The 18,831-nt window shown below is 44.8% G+C and carries 20 protein-coding genes; 4 read left to right on the plus strand and 16 right to left on the minus strand.

Going from position 1 to position 18,831, the window contains the following annotated elements; translation table 11 throughout:
- The 3 genes from CAG60_RS00005 to fabR all read right to left on the minus strand — a co-directional run.
- Positions 1-194 (minus strand): transposase domain-containing protein (locus CAG60_RS00005; protein WP_202598463.1); only part of this gene is annotated, 194 nt, incomplete at its 3' end.
- A gap of 107 nt (positions 195-301) precedes the next feature.
- Positions 302-664 (minus strand): YijD family membrane protein, encoded by a 363-nt coding sequence (locus CAG60_RS00010; protein ID WP_040903607.1) that lies wholly within the window; start codon positions 662-664, stop codon positions 302-304.
- Entirely contained in the window at positions 664-1,305 is a 642-nt protein-coding gene (gene fabR / locus CAG60_RS00015) for an HTH-type transcriptional repressor FabR (RefSeq protein WP_154169851.1), read from the minus strand. Before fabR ends, CAG60_RS00010 begins: the two co-directional genes overlap by 1 nt.
- Before the next feature lie 265 nt (positions 1,306-1,570).
- Between fabR and sthA the strand changes: the two genes are divergently transcribed.
- The gene (sthA, locus tag CAG60_RS00020; protein ID WP_161437985.1) at positions 1,571-2,971 is read left to right on the plus strand and encodes a Si-specific NAD(P)(+) transhydrogenase; all 1,401 of its coding nucleotides are present in this window, start codon (positions 1,571-1,573) and stop codon (positions 2,969-2,971) included.
- Positions 2,972-3,067: 96 nt separating this feature from the next.
- On the opposite strand, the gene dinF is transcribed toward sthA, so the two are convergent.
- The 3 genes from dinF to lexA form a co-directional block, all read right to left on the minus strand.
- Positions 3,068-4,405, minus strand: a complete 1,338-nt coding sequence (gene dinF, locus CAG60_RS00025; RefSeq protein ID WP_161425725.1) for an MATE family efflux transporter DinF — start codon at positions 4,403-4,405, stop codon at positions 3,068-3,070.
- A gap of 110 nt (positions 4,406-4,515) precedes the next feature.
- Positions 4,516-5,334, minus strand: a complete 819-nt coding sequence (locus tag CAG60_RS00030; RefSeq protein WP_115152674.1) for a class I SAM-dependent methyltransferase — start codon at positions 5,332-5,334, stop codon at positions 4,516-4,518.
- 78 nt (positions 5,335-5,412) lie between these two features.
- Positions 5,413-6,039 carry a transcriptional repressor LexA gene (gene lexA, locus CAG60_RS00035; RefSeq protein WP_004393945.1) on the minus strand — a complete coding sequence of 209 codons (627 nt, stop codon included), beginning with the start codon at positions 6,037-6,039 and terminating at the stop codon, positions 5,413-5,415.
- A 291-nt stretch (positions 6,040-6,330) separates the two neighbouring features.
- Between lexA and plsB the strand changes: the two genes are divergently transcribed.
- Positions 6,331-8,757 (plus strand): glycerol-3-phosphate 1-O-acyltransferase PlsB, encoded by a 2,427-nt coding sequence (gene plsB, locus CAG60_RS00040; protein WP_158137500.1) that lies wholly within the window; start codon positions 6,331-6,333, stop codon positions 8,755-8,757.
- A 93-nt stretch (positions 8,758-8,850) separates the two neighbouring features.
- Here the strand turns inward: plsB and ubiA are convergent, their stop codons facing one another.
- The gene (ubiA, locus tag CAG60_RS00045) at positions 8,851-9,708 is read right to left on the minus strand and encodes a 4-hydroxybenzoate octaprenyltransferase (RefSeq protein WP_161437986.1); all 858 of its coding nucleotides are present in this window, start codon (positions 9,706-9,708) and stop codon (positions 8,851-8,853) included.
- Positions 9,709-10,248, minus strand: a complete 540-nt coding sequence (locus CAG60_RS00050; protein WP_158137502.1) for a chorismate lyase — start codon at positions 10,246-10,248, stop codon at positions 9,709-9,711. It abuts the gene before it with no gap.
- 166 nt (positions 10,249-10,414) lie between these two features.
- Between CAG60_RS00050 and CAG60_RS00055 the strand changes: the two genes are divergently transcribed.
- Positions 10,415-10,822: a flagellar basal body-associated protein FliL gene (locus CAG60_RS00055; protein ID WP_161437987.1), complete on the plus strand. Its 408-nt coding sequence runs from the start codon at positions 10,415-10,417 to the stop codon at positions 10,820-10,822.
- A 40-nt stretch (positions 10,823-10,862) separates the two neighbouring features.
- Here CAG60_RS00055 and glpG read toward each other — a convergent pair whose 3' ends face one another.
- The 6 genes from glpG to ftsY form a co-directional block, all read right to left on the minus strand.
- The gene (glpG, locus tag CAG60_RS00060; RefSeq protein ID WP_161437988.1) at positions 10,863-11,702 is read right to left on the minus strand and encodes a rhomboid family intramembrane serine protease GlpG; all 840 of its coding nucleotides are present in this window, start codon (positions 11,700-11,702) and stop codon (positions 10,863-10,865) included.
- 5 nt (positions 11,703-11,707) lie between these two features.
- Complete coding sequence (glpE, locus tag CAG60_RS00065) at positions 11,708-12,028, minus strand: thiosulfate sulfurtransferase GlpE (RefSeq protein WP_154169836.1); 321 nt, start codon at positions 12,026-12,028, stop codon at positions 11,708-11,710.
- Positions 12,029-12,418: 390 nt separating this feature from the next.
- On the minus strand, positions 12,419-13,276 hold the full coding sequence (gene rpoH / locus CAG60_RS00070) for an RNA polymerase sigma factor RpoH (protein ID WP_004393939.1): 858 nt from the start codon (positions 13,274-13,276) through the stop codon (positions 12,419-12,421).
- Between the two features lie 136 nt (positions 13,277-13,412).
- The gene (gene ftsX / locus CAG60_RS00075) at positions 13,413-14,378 is read right to left on the minus strand and encodes a permease-like cell division protein FtsX (RefSeq protein WP_004393938.1); all 966 of its coding nucleotides are present in this window, start codon (positions 14,376-14,378) and stop codon (positions 13,413-13,415) included.
- Positions 14,365-15,042: a cell division ATP-binding protein FtsE gene (gene ftsE, locus CAG60_RS00080; protein ID WP_004393937.1), complete on the minus strand. Its 678-nt coding sequence runs from the start codon at positions 15,040-15,042 to the stop codon at positions 14,365-14,367. Before ftsE ends, ftsX begins: the two co-directional genes overlap by 14 nt.
- Before the next feature lie 104 nt (positions 15,043-15,146).
- Positions 15,147-16,307: a signal recognition particle-docking protein FtsY gene (ftsY, locus tag CAG60_RS00085; RefSeq protein WP_161437989.1), complete on the minus strand. Its 1,161-nt coding sequence runs from the start codon at positions 16,305-16,307 to the stop codon at positions 15,147-15,149.
- A gap of 212 nt (positions 16,308-16,519) precedes the next feature.
- Here ftsY and rsmD point away from each other — a divergent pair, with 212 nt between their 5' ends.
- Positions 16,520-17,125, plus strand: coding sequence for a 16S rRNA (guanine(966)-N(2))-methyltransferase RsmD (gene rsmD / locus CAG60_RS00090; RefSeq protein ID WP_161437990.1), 606 nt, complete (start codon positions 16,520-16,522; stop codon positions 17,123-17,125).
- 75 nt (positions 17,126-17,200) lie between these two features.
- On the opposite strand, the gene CAG60_RS00095 is transcribed toward rsmD, so the two are convergent.
- Both CAG60_RS00095 and CAG60_RS00100 read right to left on the minus strand, forming a co-directional pair.
- Positions 17,201-17,791, minus strand: coding sequence for a YhgN family NAAT transporter (locus CAG60_RS00095; protein ID WP_004393933.1), 591 nt, complete (start codon positions 17,789-17,791; stop codon positions 17,201-17,203).
- A 62-nt stretch (positions 17,792-17,853) separates the two neighbouring features.
- Positions 17,854-18,489, minus strand: coding sequence for a lysoplasmalogenase (locus tag CAG60_RS00100; RefSeq protein ID WP_170904976.1), 636 nt, complete (start codon positions 18,487-18,489; stop codon positions 17,854-17,856).
- Positions 18,490-18,831: the final 342 nt, after the last annotated feature.

Below are 18,831 nucleotides of genomic sequence, written 5' to 3' on the forward strand. Positions count from 1 at the left end.
CGGTAAAGCGACATAGCAACGACCGCCCAAACGGCCATGTCGAGAGGGATACGACGTTTACGAATAGTGGCCACACCGGAAGCTTCTAAGCATTGGTTGATGAAATCAGGACAAAGAATGTCACTGAGTTTTCCAAGTTGTTCAGTATTGGGGGCGTAACGCTTGGCGAGTGTTAGGGCTGTAGTTAATTGCAAAATAAAAGGCTCAAAGTTTTAGGAACTTAGAGCCTTTATAAGCCATCTGTAGGATCGTTCAACCGATCATTTATCTCTTAACTGATCGGCATTAGCCTAACGGCTCGTTAATTTTTGCGTCCGATAAAGCCGAGCTTTTTACCAATCCACCACAAAAGCCCTAATACCACAATCACTGAAAACAGCATTGAACCTGAATCGGGGTATTGAGCCTTCATAAACGCCGAGTGGCCAAAAGCTCCGACAAAAAAACAGGCTAAACCAACCAACGGAATATCGTCTGCTACTGGATGACGTAAATAGTCTTGGTATAACATTTGTACCGACAACACGAGAGCAATCAGTGGAAAGAGGGAGAAAGAGACCTCGCTGATCGTCAGCCATGATAAAAGTGCGTCACCGCACATGCCACTAATTAAGGCCAGCAGCAATGTTTTACTATTGGAAGTGGGTGATGTTTCGTTACTCATTACTCTATCCCATTTTTTAGTCGATTACGTTCACGCTCTTTGCGATACCAAAGAGCCCCTTTCGCCATCATACGCAACTGCATAATCAGTCGCTCTGACAATTCATCACGCGCTTGTCGTTCTAGATCTAATGCTTGCGCGCCGGAGCTAAAGACTAACGTCACTGACGCTTCAGCTTGGATGACCGCTTCTTCTCGTCCCATACCGGTATTGATCAGGTATTCGGTAAGCTCAGCAGAAAAATGTTGAATTTCACGCACTACTGCGGCGCGAAACTCAAACGAAGTTCCAGAACGTTCGCGCAACAGTAAACGAAACACATTAGGACTACTTTCAATAAATTCCATAAAGGTTTCCACTGACGTACGTATGACACTGCCCTCTTTAACAATTCTCTGCCGCGCTTGACGCATCAGTTGACGTAGCAGCAGTCCACCTTCATCAACCATGGTCAACCCTAACTCATCCATGTCTTTAAAATGTCGATAAAAAGAGGTGGGGGCAATCCCAGCTTCGCGTGCGACCTCACGTAAACTTAAATTAGAAAAGCTGCGATCAGCACTCAATTGGCTAAACGCTGCGTCAATCAATGAACGACGAGTTTTTTCTTTTTGTAGCGCGCGAATTCCGGTAGATTTCATACTGAACCTATTCTCATAGCCTTATCATCAACCGCATACTATAACGCGAAATGCACCATTGTCGATCCCAGCTTGCATAGCAGTGTCAGCATTTTCTCAACCATTCAAACAACACAAAAATACCACACTTAAATTCTCCAGCCGCTATCCTATAAAATGTCGTGATCCTAAACACCCTATCGGGGAAATGGGATTTACCTAGCAACACAATCAGTTACAATCTCGCTACAGCACTGATAAGCATCGATAACAACAAGGATATCCTATGACACAGAAGCACCAGTTTGACGTTATCGTCATCGGCAGCGGACCTGGCGGAGAAGGCGCAGCAATGGGATTAGCCAAAGCTGGCATGAATGTCGCGATCATAGAAAAGGAAAGCACCGTCGGCGGCGGTTGTACACACTGGGGAACTATTCCCTCGAAAGCTTTACGTCACGCCGTCAGTCGAATCATTGAATTCAACAGTAACCCGCTGTTTTGTAAAAACAACACCAGCATACACGCCACATTTTCATCCATTCTCGGTCATGCAAAAACCGTTATCGATAAACAAACTCGCTTACGACAAGGCTTTTATGACCGAAACCAATGTAGCTTAATTTTTGGTAGCGCCGAATTTATCGACCCTCACACTGTCGCAGTTCATAAACACGATGGCAGCATCGAGCACTATCAAGCCGATAAATTTGTGATTGCCACTGGCTCTCGACCTTACCAACCGAATAATATCGATTTTACCCATCCTCGGATCTACAACAGCGATTCGATTTTAAATTTAAAACACGATCCACAGCATATTATTATTTATGGTGCAGGGGTGATTGGTTGTGAATACGCCTCTATTTTTAGAGGGTTAGGCGTAAAGACCGACCTGATCAATACTCGTGATCGCTTATTGGCTTTTTTAGATAATGAAATTTCTGATGCGCTCTCTTACCACTTTTGGAATAGTGGCGTGATGATTCGCAACGATGAAACCCATCAGAAAATTGAAGGCACTGATGATGGCGTGATTGTCCACTTACAATCGGGTAAAAAGATGAAAGCGGACTGCTTGTTGTACGCTAACGGCCGTACGGGTAATACCGAACAACTGAATTTATCAGCGGTTGGTCTCGCCGCCGACGCCCGTGGTCAATTAACCGTCAACCACAATTATCAAACCGATGTCGAGCACATCTATGCGGTTGGGGATGTGATTGGGTACCCAAGCCTTGCCAGTGCTGCTTACGATCAAGGCCGTTTTACCGCCCAAGCGATTACTCAGGGCCAAGCGGTGAATAAGTTGATCGAAGATATCCCAACGGGTATCTATACCATCCCAGAAATCAGTTCAGTTGGAAAAACCGAACAAGAACTTACCGCAGCGAAAATCCCTTACGAAGTAGGACGATCCTCATTTAAGCATTTAGCACGCGCACAGATCTCTGGTAAAGATATCGGTAGTTTAAAAATTCTCTTTCATCGCGATAGCAAAGAGATTTTAGGTATTCACTGCTTTGGGGAGCGCGCGGCAGAAATCATCCACATTGGACAAGCAATCATGGAACAAAAAGGCCCTGCTAATACCATCGACTATTTTGTCAACACGACCTTCAATTATCCCACCATGGCTGAAGCTTATCGTGTTGCCGCGCTCAATGGATTAAACCGCTTGTTTTAACCATGGTTTGTTTTAACCATGGCTTATTTTAACAATGGTTGATGACGGCGACTTAAACAAAAGAGTCGTCGTCAGTTTAAGCTGTCTCTTCCTAAGCTAGAGAAAATCGCCTCGCTGCCACTGGCGCTTTAATACCCAACCTAAACTCAGACCACGCAATGCCATAAACGTTAACATCGCTAGCCATAAAGCGTGGTTTTGCCAAGCAGAGAAAAGTATAAACACCAGAAAAAAACCACTGGCGGCAATAAACATGCTGTTACGCATCTCTCGCCCTTTCGTGGCACCAATAAATATCCCGTCGAGCAAAAAACACCACATCGCCACCAGCGGCATCGCGACTAACCACGGCAGATATTCCTGAGCGGTCTGCTGTACACTTGGAATAGACGTAATTAAACCAATCAGGTTCGAGCCTGAAAACGCAAAGACGGCCGTTAGCCCAAGGCAAATTAGTAAGCTCCAAAACGTACTGCCAATAATAGAAGCTTTAAGTTGCGACGGGCTTTTCGCTCCTACCGCTTTGCCCACCATCGCCTCAATCGCGTATGCAAAACCATCCATGCCGTAAGAGATCATCATCAAGAAGCTCATCAGCACCGCATTCGCAGCGACAACTTGATCACCAAAAGCCGCGCCTTGAAAAGTCATAAAACTAAAGGCAGCCTGCAAACATAACGAACGCAAGAAAATGTCACGATTTAAACGTACAAAACGACTCATCCCTTGAGTACTTTGCAATAATAAAGCCCAAGGTGATGGTAAACCTTTAGCACGCCAAAAGCGCCAGACACACCATAAACCAAAAGCCATACCAAGGTAATCGGCGATCACTGAAGCCAACGCGACGCCAGAGACTTTCCAACCAAAACCGAGCACAAACAGGACATCGAGCACAATATTGGTCAGATTGGTGATGATCACCATCCACATTGGCGCTTTAGCATTTTGCGTCCCCAATAACCAACCAAGCAGCACAAAGTTGATCAATACAGCCGGCGCACTCCAAGCTCGAATCATAAAGTACTGCTGAGCATAATGTTTCACTTGTTCACTGGCTTCACTTAAGGCAAAAACGCCTTCACCAATCAAACGGTGCAGTAACAAAAAGACCGCCGCAAATCCAAGAGACATCAGCACGCCCTGCACCCAGACTAAAGCCAACTGATTACGGTCATCAGCGCCATAGGCTTGTGCTGTTAAGCCGGTCGTCGACATGCGTAAAAAGCCTAATAACCAGAAAGAAACGCTGATCAACATGCCCCCAAGCGCGACGCCACCGAGATACCATGCGTGCTGTAAATGACCGATCACCGCCGCATCGACCAAGCCAAGCAATGGAATGGTAATGTTGGACAACACCATAGGAATGGAAAGCAGTAAGACTTGACGATGAATGGTGCGGTTGGTAAGAATTTGGACTAGCGACGCCACATAGAAATCCTCTTAAGATCGGCCATCCAGTGTACCGAAAATAATCAGCATTCCCAAGTGATGACGACGGACAGCGCTTAATGAACATCAATCCCAATAACGCCAAGACATTACCAACGAACTTGGACCACCACGGGGGTTAGGCGATGTTTGAATCCGTTGATTTTACTCACCAAACGTTGCCAAAGTTTCCAGCGATGGCAATGGCGGTCAAGGGGCGATAACAGCAAGGCGCTATGTGCCCAAGGCAAAGCATTGAGTATCGCTTGATCCGGTTTAGCAAAACCATGTTGATAATGACCAGAGCCCATTTTTTGTCCAAGACGTGTCATGGTTTTATCACCCGCCAGAACTAAACAAGCGCGAGCATTAACGAAATGCAGCCCCAACGCACGAATAAAAGAGGAAATCTGCTTTGCGTGGCAATCTAATAACGCATGTTCACATAAGATCAATACCGGAGCCGAATCAGGAATGATTAACCGCTCTAACCAGTCAAGATTATCGACACTACCGCAGCAATGCTGATAACGCTCACTACGATGAAACAGTTTTTGCCGCCATAACAAATGCTCACTCACATCGACTTCCACCCAGTGACAGCGCCCATTATCGACTCGGTAAAAACGCGTATCTAAACCAGCGCCAACATTAATGATCCAGCCATCAGGATGGGTCGCTAAAAAACGATGAATTTGCTGATCGCACAGTCGAGCCAGCGTAACATGCAATAGCTGTTTTTGCGGAATGTCGCCCGCGAGACAGTCTGGCGCAAGGTGACAACGCTGACAGGCACGAGCGGCTATCGGATCATAGACCAAGCCATCATCGACGAAACTTTCACGGCTACGCAACCAAAGCGGCTGCAGTAAACGAGTGGGTACTTGATAACGTGGTGATGAATGAGTGTACTTAGAGGGCATTATCATCTTCCTTATGTCACCATAAAAAGATGATAATGAATATCAATTAGATTGGCAAGCTAATGCGTGAGATTTGAGCAGGGGTCACATCCAATCGGTATTACGGATAATACCAACGGCAATCCCTTCAATCGCTAAATCTTGACAAGTTAAGTCAACTTCAATCGGTGCAAAAGCGTCGTTCTCAGCATGCAGCCACACTTTCGCGCCTTTACGCTCTAAACGTTTGACCGTCACATCTTCTTCGACACGAGCGACAACAACTTGCCCATTACGCACATCCTGAGTTTTATGAACCGCGAGCAAATCACCATCCATAATACCAATGTCCTTCATGCTTTCCCCCTGAACACGGAGTAGAAAGTCGGCTTGAGGTCGAAACATACTCGGATCAACATGATAATGCGCTTCGATGTGCTCTTGCGCGAGGATCGGTTCACCAGCCGCGACTCGGCCGATCAAAGGTAAACCAAGATCTTGCTCAGCATCATTGGCAGCCCCTACTAAAATACGAATCCCACGTGAAGCACCGGGAACAATTTCAATCACTTGTTTACGAGCGAGAGCTTTTAAGTGCTCTTCTGCCGCATTGGCTGAACGAAAGCCCAGTTCGCGAGCGATTTCAGCGCGAGTGGGTGGCATTCCGGTTTCTTCGATCTTACTTTTAATTAGCTCGAAGACTTGTTGCTGGCGTGGCGTTAACGGCTTCATGACTCACCTGTCTTTTTATACAGTTAACTGTGAGTATATCCAGTAATTCACGAAAAGCAAAGTGGATTGCTGCTTTTTTGATTACTCCACCGCCCGTCACGGCTGGGCAGCGTTTCGAACAGGAATCATGAAACAAATCAAACCTCTAGTAAGCAATCAACTGACATGACGGAATAGTATTAAAAGGTTTGACCAGTTTCTGGTATTCTTGCGCTTCAAAAAAAGACACCGACTCAAATCGATCGCTCTCGGTTTGAGTTTTAGTACAGCATCTTGAGGCCTTGAACTCTTATGTCTTCCGGACACTCATTTTCTCGCTCTTTATTAAAATTACCGCTATCGGTAATGGTAAAAGGCACGGCGATCCCATCGAACCCGATTGATGATTTAGCCATTGATCTGCATAAACCGATTGTTTATGTCTTACCGTTTCGCTCGAATGTTGATCTACTGACGTTACAAACTCATGCGCTCAATGCGGGGCTCCCCGACCCACTGACCCCACTGACCATTAATGGTCAAACGCTAAAACGTTATGTTTTTATCGCTTCTCGTCCAGCGCTACTGCAAGACGACCATAATGTGCCTAACGAATCGATTACTACCTTTTCTGAACTGTTAGCCTTACATAAGCATGATTCTGAATTGGATGTTCAAATGATTCCTGCAAGTGTGCTATGGGGAAGACGTCCGGGTAAAGAGGGACAAGAAAAACCTTACTTACAAGCTCTAAACGGGTTACAAAAAGCCATCGCCGTGGTGATCTCTGGGCGTGACTGTTTGGTCCGTTTTAGCCCTGTAGTTTCATTGCGTTACATGGCCGATGCTCACGGGACCGATAGTTCAATTGCCCATAAACTCGCACGTGTGGCACGCATTCACTTCTCTCGTCAAAAATTAGCCGCTTCCGGCCCTAATTTACCTCAGCGTCATCAGTTATTTTCAAGACTAATGACCTCCCCTGCGATAGAAAAAGCGATTGCCGATGAAGCCAACCGTAAAAACATCTCATTAGAGAAAGCTCGCAAAGAAGCGCATAATATTTTGGATGAGATCGCCGCCGACTTTTCATACTCTTTAATCAAAAAAGGGGATCATGTTCTTGGCTGGCTATGGAATCGCATTTATCAAGGGCTGAACATCAACAACGCGGCCACGGTGCGTCGACTCGCTCAAGATGGTCATGAAATTGTCTATGTTCCTTGTCATCGTAGCCATATGGATTATCTTCTACTCTCTTATGTGCTCTATCACGAAGGGTTAGTTCCTCCGCACATTGCCGCGGGCATTAATTTAAACTTTTTCCCTGCCGGACAAATATTCCGCCGTGGCGGAGCATTTTTTATCCGTCGGAGTTTTAAAGGCGATCCTCTTTATTCGACGATTTTCCGCGAATACCTGGCAGAATTGTTTGCTAAAGGCTACTCGGTAGAATATTTCAGTGAAGGTGGCCGCTCACGTACCGGACGTTTACTGCAAGCCAAAACCGGCATGTTAGCAATGACCATTCAAGCCATGCTGCGTGGCTTGAACCGTCCTGTAACCCTAGTGCCCGTCTACATTGGCTATGAACACGTGATGGAAGTGGGCACTTACGCCAAAGAGCTGCGCGGTAAACGCAAAGAAAAAGAGAATGCAGGCTTAGTGTTTCGCACGCTACGTAAACTACGTAACTTTGGCCAAGGCTACGTTAATTTCGGTGAGCCAATCCCTCTTAATCACTATCTTAATGAACATGCACCAGAGTGGACTCAAGACATTGATGCCATGGGGGGCAGCAAACCCCAATGGATGATGCCTATCGTTAACCAATTAGCGACCAAAATGATGACACACATTAACGATGCTGCTGCCGCCAATGCGATGACCTTGTGTGCGACCGCATTATTAGCCTCAAGGCAACGTGCATTAGCTCGGGACAATTTGGTCAAACAAATCGATTGTTATTTAGCGCTACTACGCAATGTTCCTTACTCGACGACCTTTACCGTACCTAGTGATAGCGCAGAGCAATTGGTCACCCATGCTGAGTCGTTAGATAAGTTTTTGGTTGAAACCGACAGTATTGGCGACATTATCTCATTAGATCGTAACCAGTCGATTTTGATGACTTATTATCGTAATAACATCATTCATTTACTGGCACTACCATCGCTAATTGCGCAGATGCTGATCCGTCAGCAATCATTATCGATCAGTGCTATCCAGCAAACCGTTGCTCAAGTCTATCCTTTCCTTAAGCAAGAGCTATTTTTAAGCTATGCCGAACATGAATTGGATGAAATTGTTGAGCGTTACCTATCCGAGCTTGAGCGCCAACACTTAGTGACGATTGAACAGCAAACGGTAACCATCAACCAAGCCCAGACACAAGTCTTGATGCTCCTTGGTCGAACGATTTCCGAAACACTGCAACGTTATGCGATTGCCTTGAATCTACTGGTTGCTAACCCAGATTTAGCCAAAACGGATCTGGAAGCTAAGAGCCAAGAGATTGCTCAACGGCTGGGACGACTGCATGGGATTAATGCGCCAGAATTTTTTGATAAAGGTGTTTTTTCGGCGCTGTTTGTCACTTTAACCGAACAAGGCTACTTAGGTCATGATGGTTATTGCCAATTGGAAAAAACTCAGCAGTTTGCCGATGCGCTTTACCTGATGCTCTATCCTGAAGTCCGTTTAACCATTCAAGAGAGTATCTGTCAGGTCGAGTGGTAACGAGTTAACGTCATCACGGTTACAGACGCTGGTTATCACTGACCCAATAACACTAAGGCATCCCACGGGATGCCTTAGTCGTTGATCATCGAGTTACCACGACAGTGAGAGTATTAACCCCAATGTAATGACCATACCGACATAGTTATTGTTCAAAAAAGCATGAAAGCAAGGCATGCGTTGTCGATGACGAATTAAATGCTGCTGATACACAAATAAACCACTGGCAATTAAAATCGCCCAGTAATAACTGGCTCCTAGCGAATAAACCCAACCCAGTGCGATCAATAAAACGATCGTCATCAGTTGCAACACACCAATGATCGCTTTATCACGACGACCAAATAAAATCGCGGTGGATTTCACTCCAATCAACAGATCGTCATCACGGTCAACCATCGCATATTGAGTATCATAAGCAATCGTCCACAGCAGGTTTACCCCAAAGACTAACCAGATGATTGGAGGCAAGGCATTGGCTTGAGCGGCCCATGCCATCGGAATCGACCAACTGAATGCTAAGCCCAGAAAAAGCTGAGGTACTTGAGTATAACGTTTCATGAAAGGATAGATGAAAGCCAGTAACACCCCGACTAAAGAGAGTTTTATTGTCAAAGGATTCATGGTTAGTACCAGTAAAAAAGACAGGATCACCAAGACTAAAAACAACCCAATCGCTTCCTTCTCACTCACTTTCCCAGTGGGTAACGGACGTTGAGCTGTGCGCTTCACATGCCCATCAACATGACGATCGGCAAAATCATTAATCACACAACCGGCGGAACGCATCGCAAACACCCCAACCACAAACACCACAAGTACGTGAAAATCCGGCATACCTTGCGCTGCTAAAATCAGCGCCCATAACGTTGGCCATAACAGCAACAACGAACCAATAGGTCGATCCATACGCATCAGTTGCCAATAGGCATGAACTTTTGCTTGGTTCATTTACACACTCTCCTTCGCGTAAATTGGGCAATCGGGCAAAAATAATTCAGCGACTAACATCGGTTTATGATTCATCCATAATCGTGAACGTCGCGCAAGTAACGGGCCATCTGAGGTCATCGCCCAGCCAACTTGTAATCCATCCCGTCGAACATGATCACTGTTAAAGACGGTAAGGCCAAGCGGAATATCCCCTTGTTGAGTCAAATCCTCTGGCTGATCTTGCAAAGAGCTTTGAGGAATGAGTGTACGACCGAAGACCCAGGGTCTAGTATCTCCGGCTAAAATAACCTGACGTAATAGACACGTTTCTGCCGTTAACCACGTCACTTCCGTAAAATCCAGTTGTGCAGGTTCCAGCCACTGGTTATGGTGCTGAATAATACTCAGTCGCTGACAATACTGAGCCATCAGACGCGATAACGACCCTTGCTCTAATAGCCAAGATTGGGCGTTATCCGTAGGATAAGTAAAATCTTCCGGCCATTGCCAATTAACTTGGCGTAATGAAGAAAGATAGAGCGGAGTCATTCTATTCATACTAGTATTCAATATGACGCTTAATCGTCATACAATAACGCCGACATGCAGGTAAACCGCGCAGCGTTCAGACTCTATTAAGCATTTTATTTACAATCAGATGCGCTATTGTAACAAGAGTCGGGCGATTCGAATATCGTGAACAGAAGAAAGAACAGGCACAACTATGCTTAAACGTTATCTAGTCTCAATAATGCTCGCCTTTGGCCTGCTAGCCCCCTACTCTGCGATGGCGAGTACGGAGAATAGAACTCAATTCGCCTATTTTACATTAGAGCCGGAATTGACCACCAACTTCCATACCCGAGGTAATCGTCTTGGCTATATTCAGGTCAGAATTGATATTATGGTCGCCAATAGCGCCGATCTACCATTAATCGAGCTCCATCAACCACTCATTCGTGATGCGGTCATTGAGCAGCTTGGTAAACAAACCGAGGATTCCATCCGCTCTCTTGCTGGCCGAGAAAACTTACGAAAAACCCTCGTCGAGGATTTAAACAATATCTTATTGCCTGAAACCGGACGTACACTGATCGCTGATTTACTGTTTACCAAATACATTTATCAATAAAACAGAGTCAACGAATCTCTCACGGTCATCGAACTATCGCTCAATGGAACGCTTTCGATGACCGACTTGCATCGTGTAAACCCAATAACATACCGCTAACTAATCCGACCAAGTGTGCCGTATTGGCGATCGCCATAAATGGCTGAACAAATCCCAACACCAACCAAATCAGCATAAAACCAATTAACGGTTTAGGCATCTCTAAACCAAGTTGAGGCGCTCGCCAGCCCAGCAGCCATAAATAACCCACCAAAGCATACACAACCCCAGATAAGCCACCAAAATTCGCGCCTTCCACCCAGTATTGTCCAGCACCAGAGAGAGCCGCAGCGATCAATGCTAGCTGGGTGAGTTTAAGACTACCAAGCCGCTTTTCAATATCACCGCCAAGCTGCCACCACCACAGTAGATTAAACGCAATATGCATGATGGAAAAATGCAGCAGCGCATGGCTAAACCAACGCCATAATTGCCATTGTTGACCCGCGAAAGCCGGAAAATGCAACGCCGCAAACACCTGACGAGCCAAACCAAGCTGTTGTAAAACAAAAATCCCGATGCAGACCATCATCACCAGTAATGTGATTGGCCCAGCTTTGGCTTTTACCAGTGATAGAAGACTCGGGACTTGATAAGTAAACGGCGTTGGTTGAGTATTGGCTACCTGCCAAGAAGCCGCTTGATATTTACTGTCTTGAGGATAACGCAAAAAATGCTGTAGTTCGCTGTCGGTTTCTATTTGGTGCTGCTCATCGATGAGCCATAAAGAAACCTGACCACCTTCCTCTGGCTGCATCTGTACCTCGATATGCCGTGAGGCCATGTAATCAATGAAAGCTTGTGCCATCCGAGGATGAGCTAAGGTGATCAATTTTATCATTTGGGTTAACTCGTTGTTGTCGGTAAATGAGCGTGATGCCAGGCTTCAAAGCCTCCATCAATACTATACACCTGTTCAAAACCTTGGTTAACCAAGTATTGAGCCACACCTTGACTACTAATACCGTGGTAACACATGACTAAAATGGGCTGTGTGAATTCGTGCTCTTTAATAAAAGTATTGAGCGTGTCATTGGTTAAATGAAACGCATCCCGAGGATGAGCTAACGCAAAGGACTGCGGATCACGGATATCAACCAGCGTGGCCTCCGTTTGTTCAAGTAACTGTTGTGCACTGATAACATCAATATGTTGAAATGGGTCCATGAAGTGATTCTCGTTAAGCCATAATTAGTTAGCACACATTGTAACCTAACCCACATTGAACAAGTACATAACGACTGTGGGGTTATGCTCAATAATCTTCAAGCATTATATTGTGGATAATTCTGTGGATTGCGTTGATAAGGTATCTCAAGAGAAAATGATCCACTACATGTTGTGATGATCTTTATTTTTCTGTGTGTAAGAAAAACATATCCCCAAATAGAAAACAGCGTTCAAGCCTTGATTTATCGTCACTGATGATCATTCGTGATACTTTTCATCACAGAGTTATCCACAGAAAATCGACCCGATGTTGATCACTGTTTTCGATCCTAATAAAAAAGCCGAGATCGATTGATCTCGGCTTTCAGCCCATCCGTTGCCTAGCGGCTAAAAATCACCGACCGCTTCTTTGAGCTTTTTCATCGCATTCTTTTCTAGCTGGCGAATCCGCTCAGCAGAAACTTGATAAAGATCCGCTAATTCTTGCAAGGTCGCCTTTTGGTCATCCAGCCAACGAGAGCGCACAATATGCTGACTACGTTCATCCAAACTTGCCAAAGCTAAACTGAGGCGATGATTGGTATGATTCTCCCAGTTTTGCGCTTCGATATTTTCCGCTAAATCCGATTGCTTATCTTCCAGATACAGCACTGGCGCAGTGTAAGCATTCGGGTTGTCGTCATCTTCAGCAGAAAATTCAAACGTTGAATCGAGCGCCGCTAAACGAGATTCCATTTCTCGAACTTCAGCAGGTTCAACTCCGAGTTCACGAGCAACGGTTTCAACTTCACCGTTATTAAACCAACCGAGACGCTTTTTCGATTTACGTAGGTTAAAAAACAATTTGCGCTGCGCTTTAGTGGTCGCAATTTTCACGATACGCCAGTTGCGTAACACGTATTCATGAATTTCGGCTTTGATCCAATGCACCGCAAAGGAGACCAATCTTACGCCGACCTCTGGGTTAAAGCGTTTGACCGCTTTCATTAAACCAATGTTTCCCTCTTGAACAAGATCCGCAATCGGTAACCCATAACCCGAGTAGCCACGAGCAACATGAACAACAAATCGAAGATGCGATAAGATCAACGTTTTCGCCGCTTCAATATCACCTGAGTAGTGCAACCGCTCAGCCAGTTCACGTTCCTCTTCAGCCGTTAGCATTGGGTAGCTGCTGACTGAACGGATGTAGCTATCTAAGCTATCTTGTGAAATAAGAGCCATTGGGTACGCTTGGTTAGTCATTCAAATCCTCATCAATCTGTGATTTTGAGTTAATTTTAACCTGACAATCTTGAACCGAAAATGAATTGGTTTCAAGCCTTGATTGCCGATAATTTTACTCTCAGCTCTGGGAGCCGATCAATAAGACCGCGCTATTTTATAGCGGTTCAATTTCTTTTAAATGCCGCTGCGCAGAAAGACGCGCCGCCAAACACCCCAACAGAGTTCCTAGCATCAGTAGCAATAACGACTCATCCCAATTAAGGCCAATCAATCGAAAACGGCTATCATAAAGCGTCGCTAATTCAGCCACAGCACCATTGAGGATAATGGTCACTAAAGCCGTTAACAGCCAAGCGGATAAGCTACCCAGCAAACCAAGCCACATCCCCGAATACAGGTAGGGACGTAGAATATAACTGTCCGTCGCGCCAATCAGTTTCATGGTTTGAATTTCATCTTTATTGGCTTGAACATTAAAACGCAAAGTATTACCGATGATCAAAAAGATCGATGACAACATCAGTATCGATAGACTAACCACGATGATCATCGCTAAATGTCGAATCGCATCTAACCTCGCTAACCAATCTTCATCTAATCTGACATCGGTAACGTTGGCTTGCTGACGAGCCTCCTCTGCAATCCGTTTGATTTGCTGATTGTCTTCAACACTAGGAGTAATGACGAGTACCCCTGGTAGGGCGTATTCATCCAGTAAACTAATGGCCTGATCAAACCCAGCATATTGACTGAGTTCAGCTAAACCTTGCTGTGGGGATATATAATCAACCAAAGCGATATCAGGGCGACTTTCTAACTGATCTTTTAATATCATCACCCGCGATTCAGGTGTCCCTTGTTGAAGATAAACACTCACTTGAGAAGGACTGGTGACATTCACCGCAACCGAAGCGATATTTTTCGTCAATAGATATAAGCTGGCCGGTAACGCCAGTGCCATTGAGATCACCGCTAATGTAAGCAAATTACCCAGTGGACGTTGCCATAATGCTGAAAATGCCATTTTGGCTTGCTTACTATGAGTGGTAATAAAGCTGTCTCGCGGGGCTCTGGGATAAGGCTGGCTGCGTTTTTTAGGATTGACTTTATTGCTGACCATACTCTTCCACCTCACTCAAAAAGCCTTGGTTCAACTCAAAGTGACGATACTGAGGTCGAGATTGCACCAAGTTAATATCATGAGTTGCCAATAAAATCGTTACACCTGCGCGATTAAACTCTTCAAAGAGCCGTAAAATACGATTCGATAAATCAGGATCTAAGTTACCTGTCGGCTCATCCGCCAACAATAAGGTCGGCCGGTTCACTACCGCGCGAGCAATACCAACGCGTTGCTGCTCACCGCCCGATAATTGGCTAGGTAGACAACGGGCTTTGTCTAGTAAGCCGGTTTTATCTAATGCTGCTGAAACGCGCCGCTTGATATCTTGCTCTGCAATCGATTCGATACGCATGGGTAAAGCGACATTATCAAATACCGTTCTGTCCATCAGTAGGCGATGATCTTGAAACACAATCCCAATATTGCGCCGTAAAAAAGGAATGTCGCGGTTAGGAATACGAGTAATATCATGACCATTAAAACTAATTTTACCGTCACTGGGACGCTCAATCGCACAGATCAACTTAAGTAAGGTGCTCTTACCTGCTCCAGAGTGTCCGCCTAAAAAAGCCATTTCACCCCGACGCAGATGAAAATCGACTTTTTGTAACGCTTGCCGACCGCCACGATAAGCTTTACTGACTTGTTGAAACTTAATCACCCGTGATCCCTCTATGACACATAACACATCGCTGGCTAAAAATATTAACGGCGACAGGCAGGCCGGTCAGCCATGCATGATCGCCGAATTCAACACCGTAGTGGTTACTCTTCTCGGCTAAATAGCGCGTCGATAAATTCTTGGGTAACAAACGGACGCAAATCATCAATCCCCTCACCAACGCCAATATAACGGATGGGTATTTGAAATTGGTCAGCAATAGCAAAAATAACGCCGCCTTTCGCGGTGCCATCCAATTTAGTCAAAGTGATCCCGGTGAGTGGCGCGGCTTGGCTAAACAACTTGGCTTGGCTAATCGCATTTTGTCCCGTTCCCGCATCGAGAGTTAACATGATCTCATGCGGCGCTTGCGGATCAATTTTCTTCATTACACGGACAATTTTTTTCAGCTCTTCCATTAAATTGGCTTTATTTTGTAGTCGACCTGCCGTATCAGCAATCACCACATCAATACCTCGAGCTTTAGCAGCTTCAATCGCATCATAAATCACCGAAGCACTATCTGCTCCCGTATGCTGAGCAATAACCGGAACGTGATTACGCTCTCCCCAGACTTGCAATTGCTCAACGGCCGCGGCGCGAAACGTATCCCCTGCCGCCAGCATGACTTTTTTACCTTGCGCTTGGAATTGTTTGGCTAACTTACCAATCGTTGTGGTTTTACCAACCCCGTTAACCCCCACCATTAAAATCACATAAGGCATGGTTTGGCTATCAATCTGCAACGGTTTTTCTACTTTGGCCAACATTTCTGCCATTTCTTGCTTTAATAACGCGTACAGCGCTTCACCGTCACGCAACTGCTGACGAGACGCTTTTTCGGTTAAACTGGTAATGATTTTAACCGTAGTTTCCATTCCTACATCAGCCATCAATAATTGCTCTTCAAGCTCCTCGAATAGCTGATCATCGATTTTTTTACCTTGAAACAACCCAAAAAAGCCAGCACCGATATTTGCTTTAGTACGACTTAAACTCCGTTTAAGACGCACAAAAAAGCTTTCACTTGGTTTTTCTTGCTCTTGAATTCTAGGCGGTATTTGTTCTGTTTCTGTTTCTGTTTCTGAAAAAGCGTCTGAACTGGCTACTTCTTGTTCAACGGGTAAGATCGATGTGTCTAAAGCGGTACGCTCCGCTTCGGTTATTGACTGTGATTCTTTCTCTTCTACTACTGTTGTTGTGTTTGGTTGTTCATCCCCAAACCCTAACCATGACAATAAGCCACGTTTCTTTTTTTCCGTCATTGGGAGCTATCCTGAATTTGACATAACGATGACTCTTTTCTTGCAAGATTATCCTTTTAAGAAAAGAAAAATGACAAAGCAGTGAAAACTTTCTCGTTCGCTTGATAAACTTTGTCATAATATTGAATTCTGCTGGCTATTTATCTCAATGTTTAAACACAAGCTAAATAGATCAGTCATATAGTAACACTTAATTCACGGTCAAAAAATCTATGCTAAAACGTCGCCCGCAAACCCTATCACAAAAACGCCTCCCCAGTGGCCATGTTCGCATTATCAGTGGATTATGGCGCGGCCGAAAATTACCCGTGCATGACGCACAGGGATTGCGCCCCACCACTGACCGAGTCAAAGAAACCGTGTTTAATTGGTTAGCGCAAGACATCGCAAAAGCAAAATGCTTAGATTTATTTGCCGGTTCAGGCAGCTTGGGATTTGAATGCGCCTCCCGTCAAGCAAACCTAGTGACCATGCTCGAACTCAACGGGGCGGCTTATCATCAGTTGAAGAGTAACATCGCTCGCTTACAAGCCAATAACATCAATGCTGTGCATGGCGATACTTTGCAATATCTCAAACAATCCGCCAGCGAATACGATGTGGTTTTTATTGATCCCCCCTTTCACCAAGGATTGATCAACCAAGTAGTACCGTTACTTGAATCCAACGGCTGGTTAGCAGAACAAGCAATTATTTATATTGAATGTGAAAAAGAACTCTCATTGGATGAGCTACCTGACAACTGGCAACTGCATCGAGAAAAAACCGCTGGCCAAGTGTGCTACCGTTTATACCTCAGACAAGCGACGCCGGTATAACGTCACCGACGATCGCTATCATTTAGTGGTGCAAGATAAATAGCGTTGATAGGGAGCGGAGCTATCTGCTCTCGATTACGCCATGCCCATGTAGCTTTTCACACCATTAAGGAACATTTGGGTCGAAATCATTACCAATAACAAACCCATTAAGCGCTCTACTGCTTTTAACCCGCGCTCGCCCAATACACGATGGAAGAAATTGTAGAACATTAAAATAACAAAAGTTCCTGACCATGCAAGAATCACCGCCGCAGAGAGCTCAAGCATATGTTGAGGATGCTGAGTTGAAAGTAAAAGTAGCGCGGCAATGACAGAAGGCCCTGCAATCATCGGGATCGCCATCGGTACTAAGAATGGCTCTTCTCCTGCCGCTAAACCTGTAATGCTACCCGCACTGGGAAAAATCATTTTAATCGCAATGATAAACAGAATAATGCCGCCAGAAATACTCAAGGTTTCAGGCTGAACATGCAAGAAACCGAGAATCGATCGCCCTGCAAACAAAAATAGCATCAGAATCACTAAGGCAAAGAACAGTTCGCGGATCAGCACTTTACGGCGACGTTTAGGATCAAGATGCTTAAGAATGGATAACACAACAGGCAGGTTACCCAACGGATCCATGATCAAAAATAACATGGTTGCCGCCGATAAAATTTCCATAAAACCTCAATAGACACAGGGGAGTGATAAATGGGTATGTCCGTGGCAAGGGAAAGGTTGAATTAAAAAAGCAAAACAACAGAAGCGACCATCAAAGATTGAGCGAGCAGATAACTCCCAGAAATCCAATATTGTCCCCAAGGTAAAGTGTGTCGATAGTCATGAATGGCCAATAATAACGCCGACAAAATAAACAGTAAGCTACCCACAAACCCTGCCAAAGATGCCAAAGAAGGGCGCTGCAGCAATACCTCACCGGACGCCCAAGCTAATTGTACCAGCACAAGCCCCATGATCGTAACCGGAAAAAGTAACGTATCGATTTGTGGCAGAAGAAGGAAAAAAGTCACAATGCTGGTTGCAATCAATAAAGCGGGCAGCCACCACACCATATTACCGGATAATTGAATCCAAAATGCTTTGCTATAACAGAGCTGAGCAAATAGAAAGCCTAAAAAGCACAATTTAGGTCGCAAATGAAACGTATGTAATCCATCCGCCAACATAGCAATAACTAGACCGGTGGTTATCCATATTGCAGGCATAGAACGAGAAAATAGTGGTTCAATGATCATCGCTAGTAGTAGTACTAAACTGACCATTTTAAACAATACGGCTTGCCGTCTATGATGGTTTTCCAACGCAGAAATGCTGATGAATCCCGATAATGCCACAGAAATCCAGCTCCACATGTCGATACCTCTTATCAATTCTGCCGCCAGTGTAGGCATGTCATCGATGAAGTCCAGAAGTGAACTGCAAAAATTGGATCTTGATTGCGATTCGATAGTGGTAAATTTACCATTGAAAGCTTATCCGCATCTCTACCTCGTTAACTATTCTTTGACTGAATTAGCCTCGACACACAACCAATAAACCATAAAAAACATCGTTTTAAAGCAAAAATAAACACCAAAAATCCATAAAAAATCAAAGTTAAAAAATAAAAAAACAAAAAATAACAATAAAAAATCATACACTTAAAAAGCAAAATCAATAAAAAATCCACCTTAAATTAAAAACAAATAAAAGACACAAAA

It is taken from the genome of Vibrio sp. V33_P6A3T137, from assembly GCF_009904835.1.
Taxonomy (GTDB): Bacteria; Pseudomonadota; Gammaproteobacteria; order Enterobacterales; family Vibrionaceae; genus Vibrio; species Vibrio metschnikovii.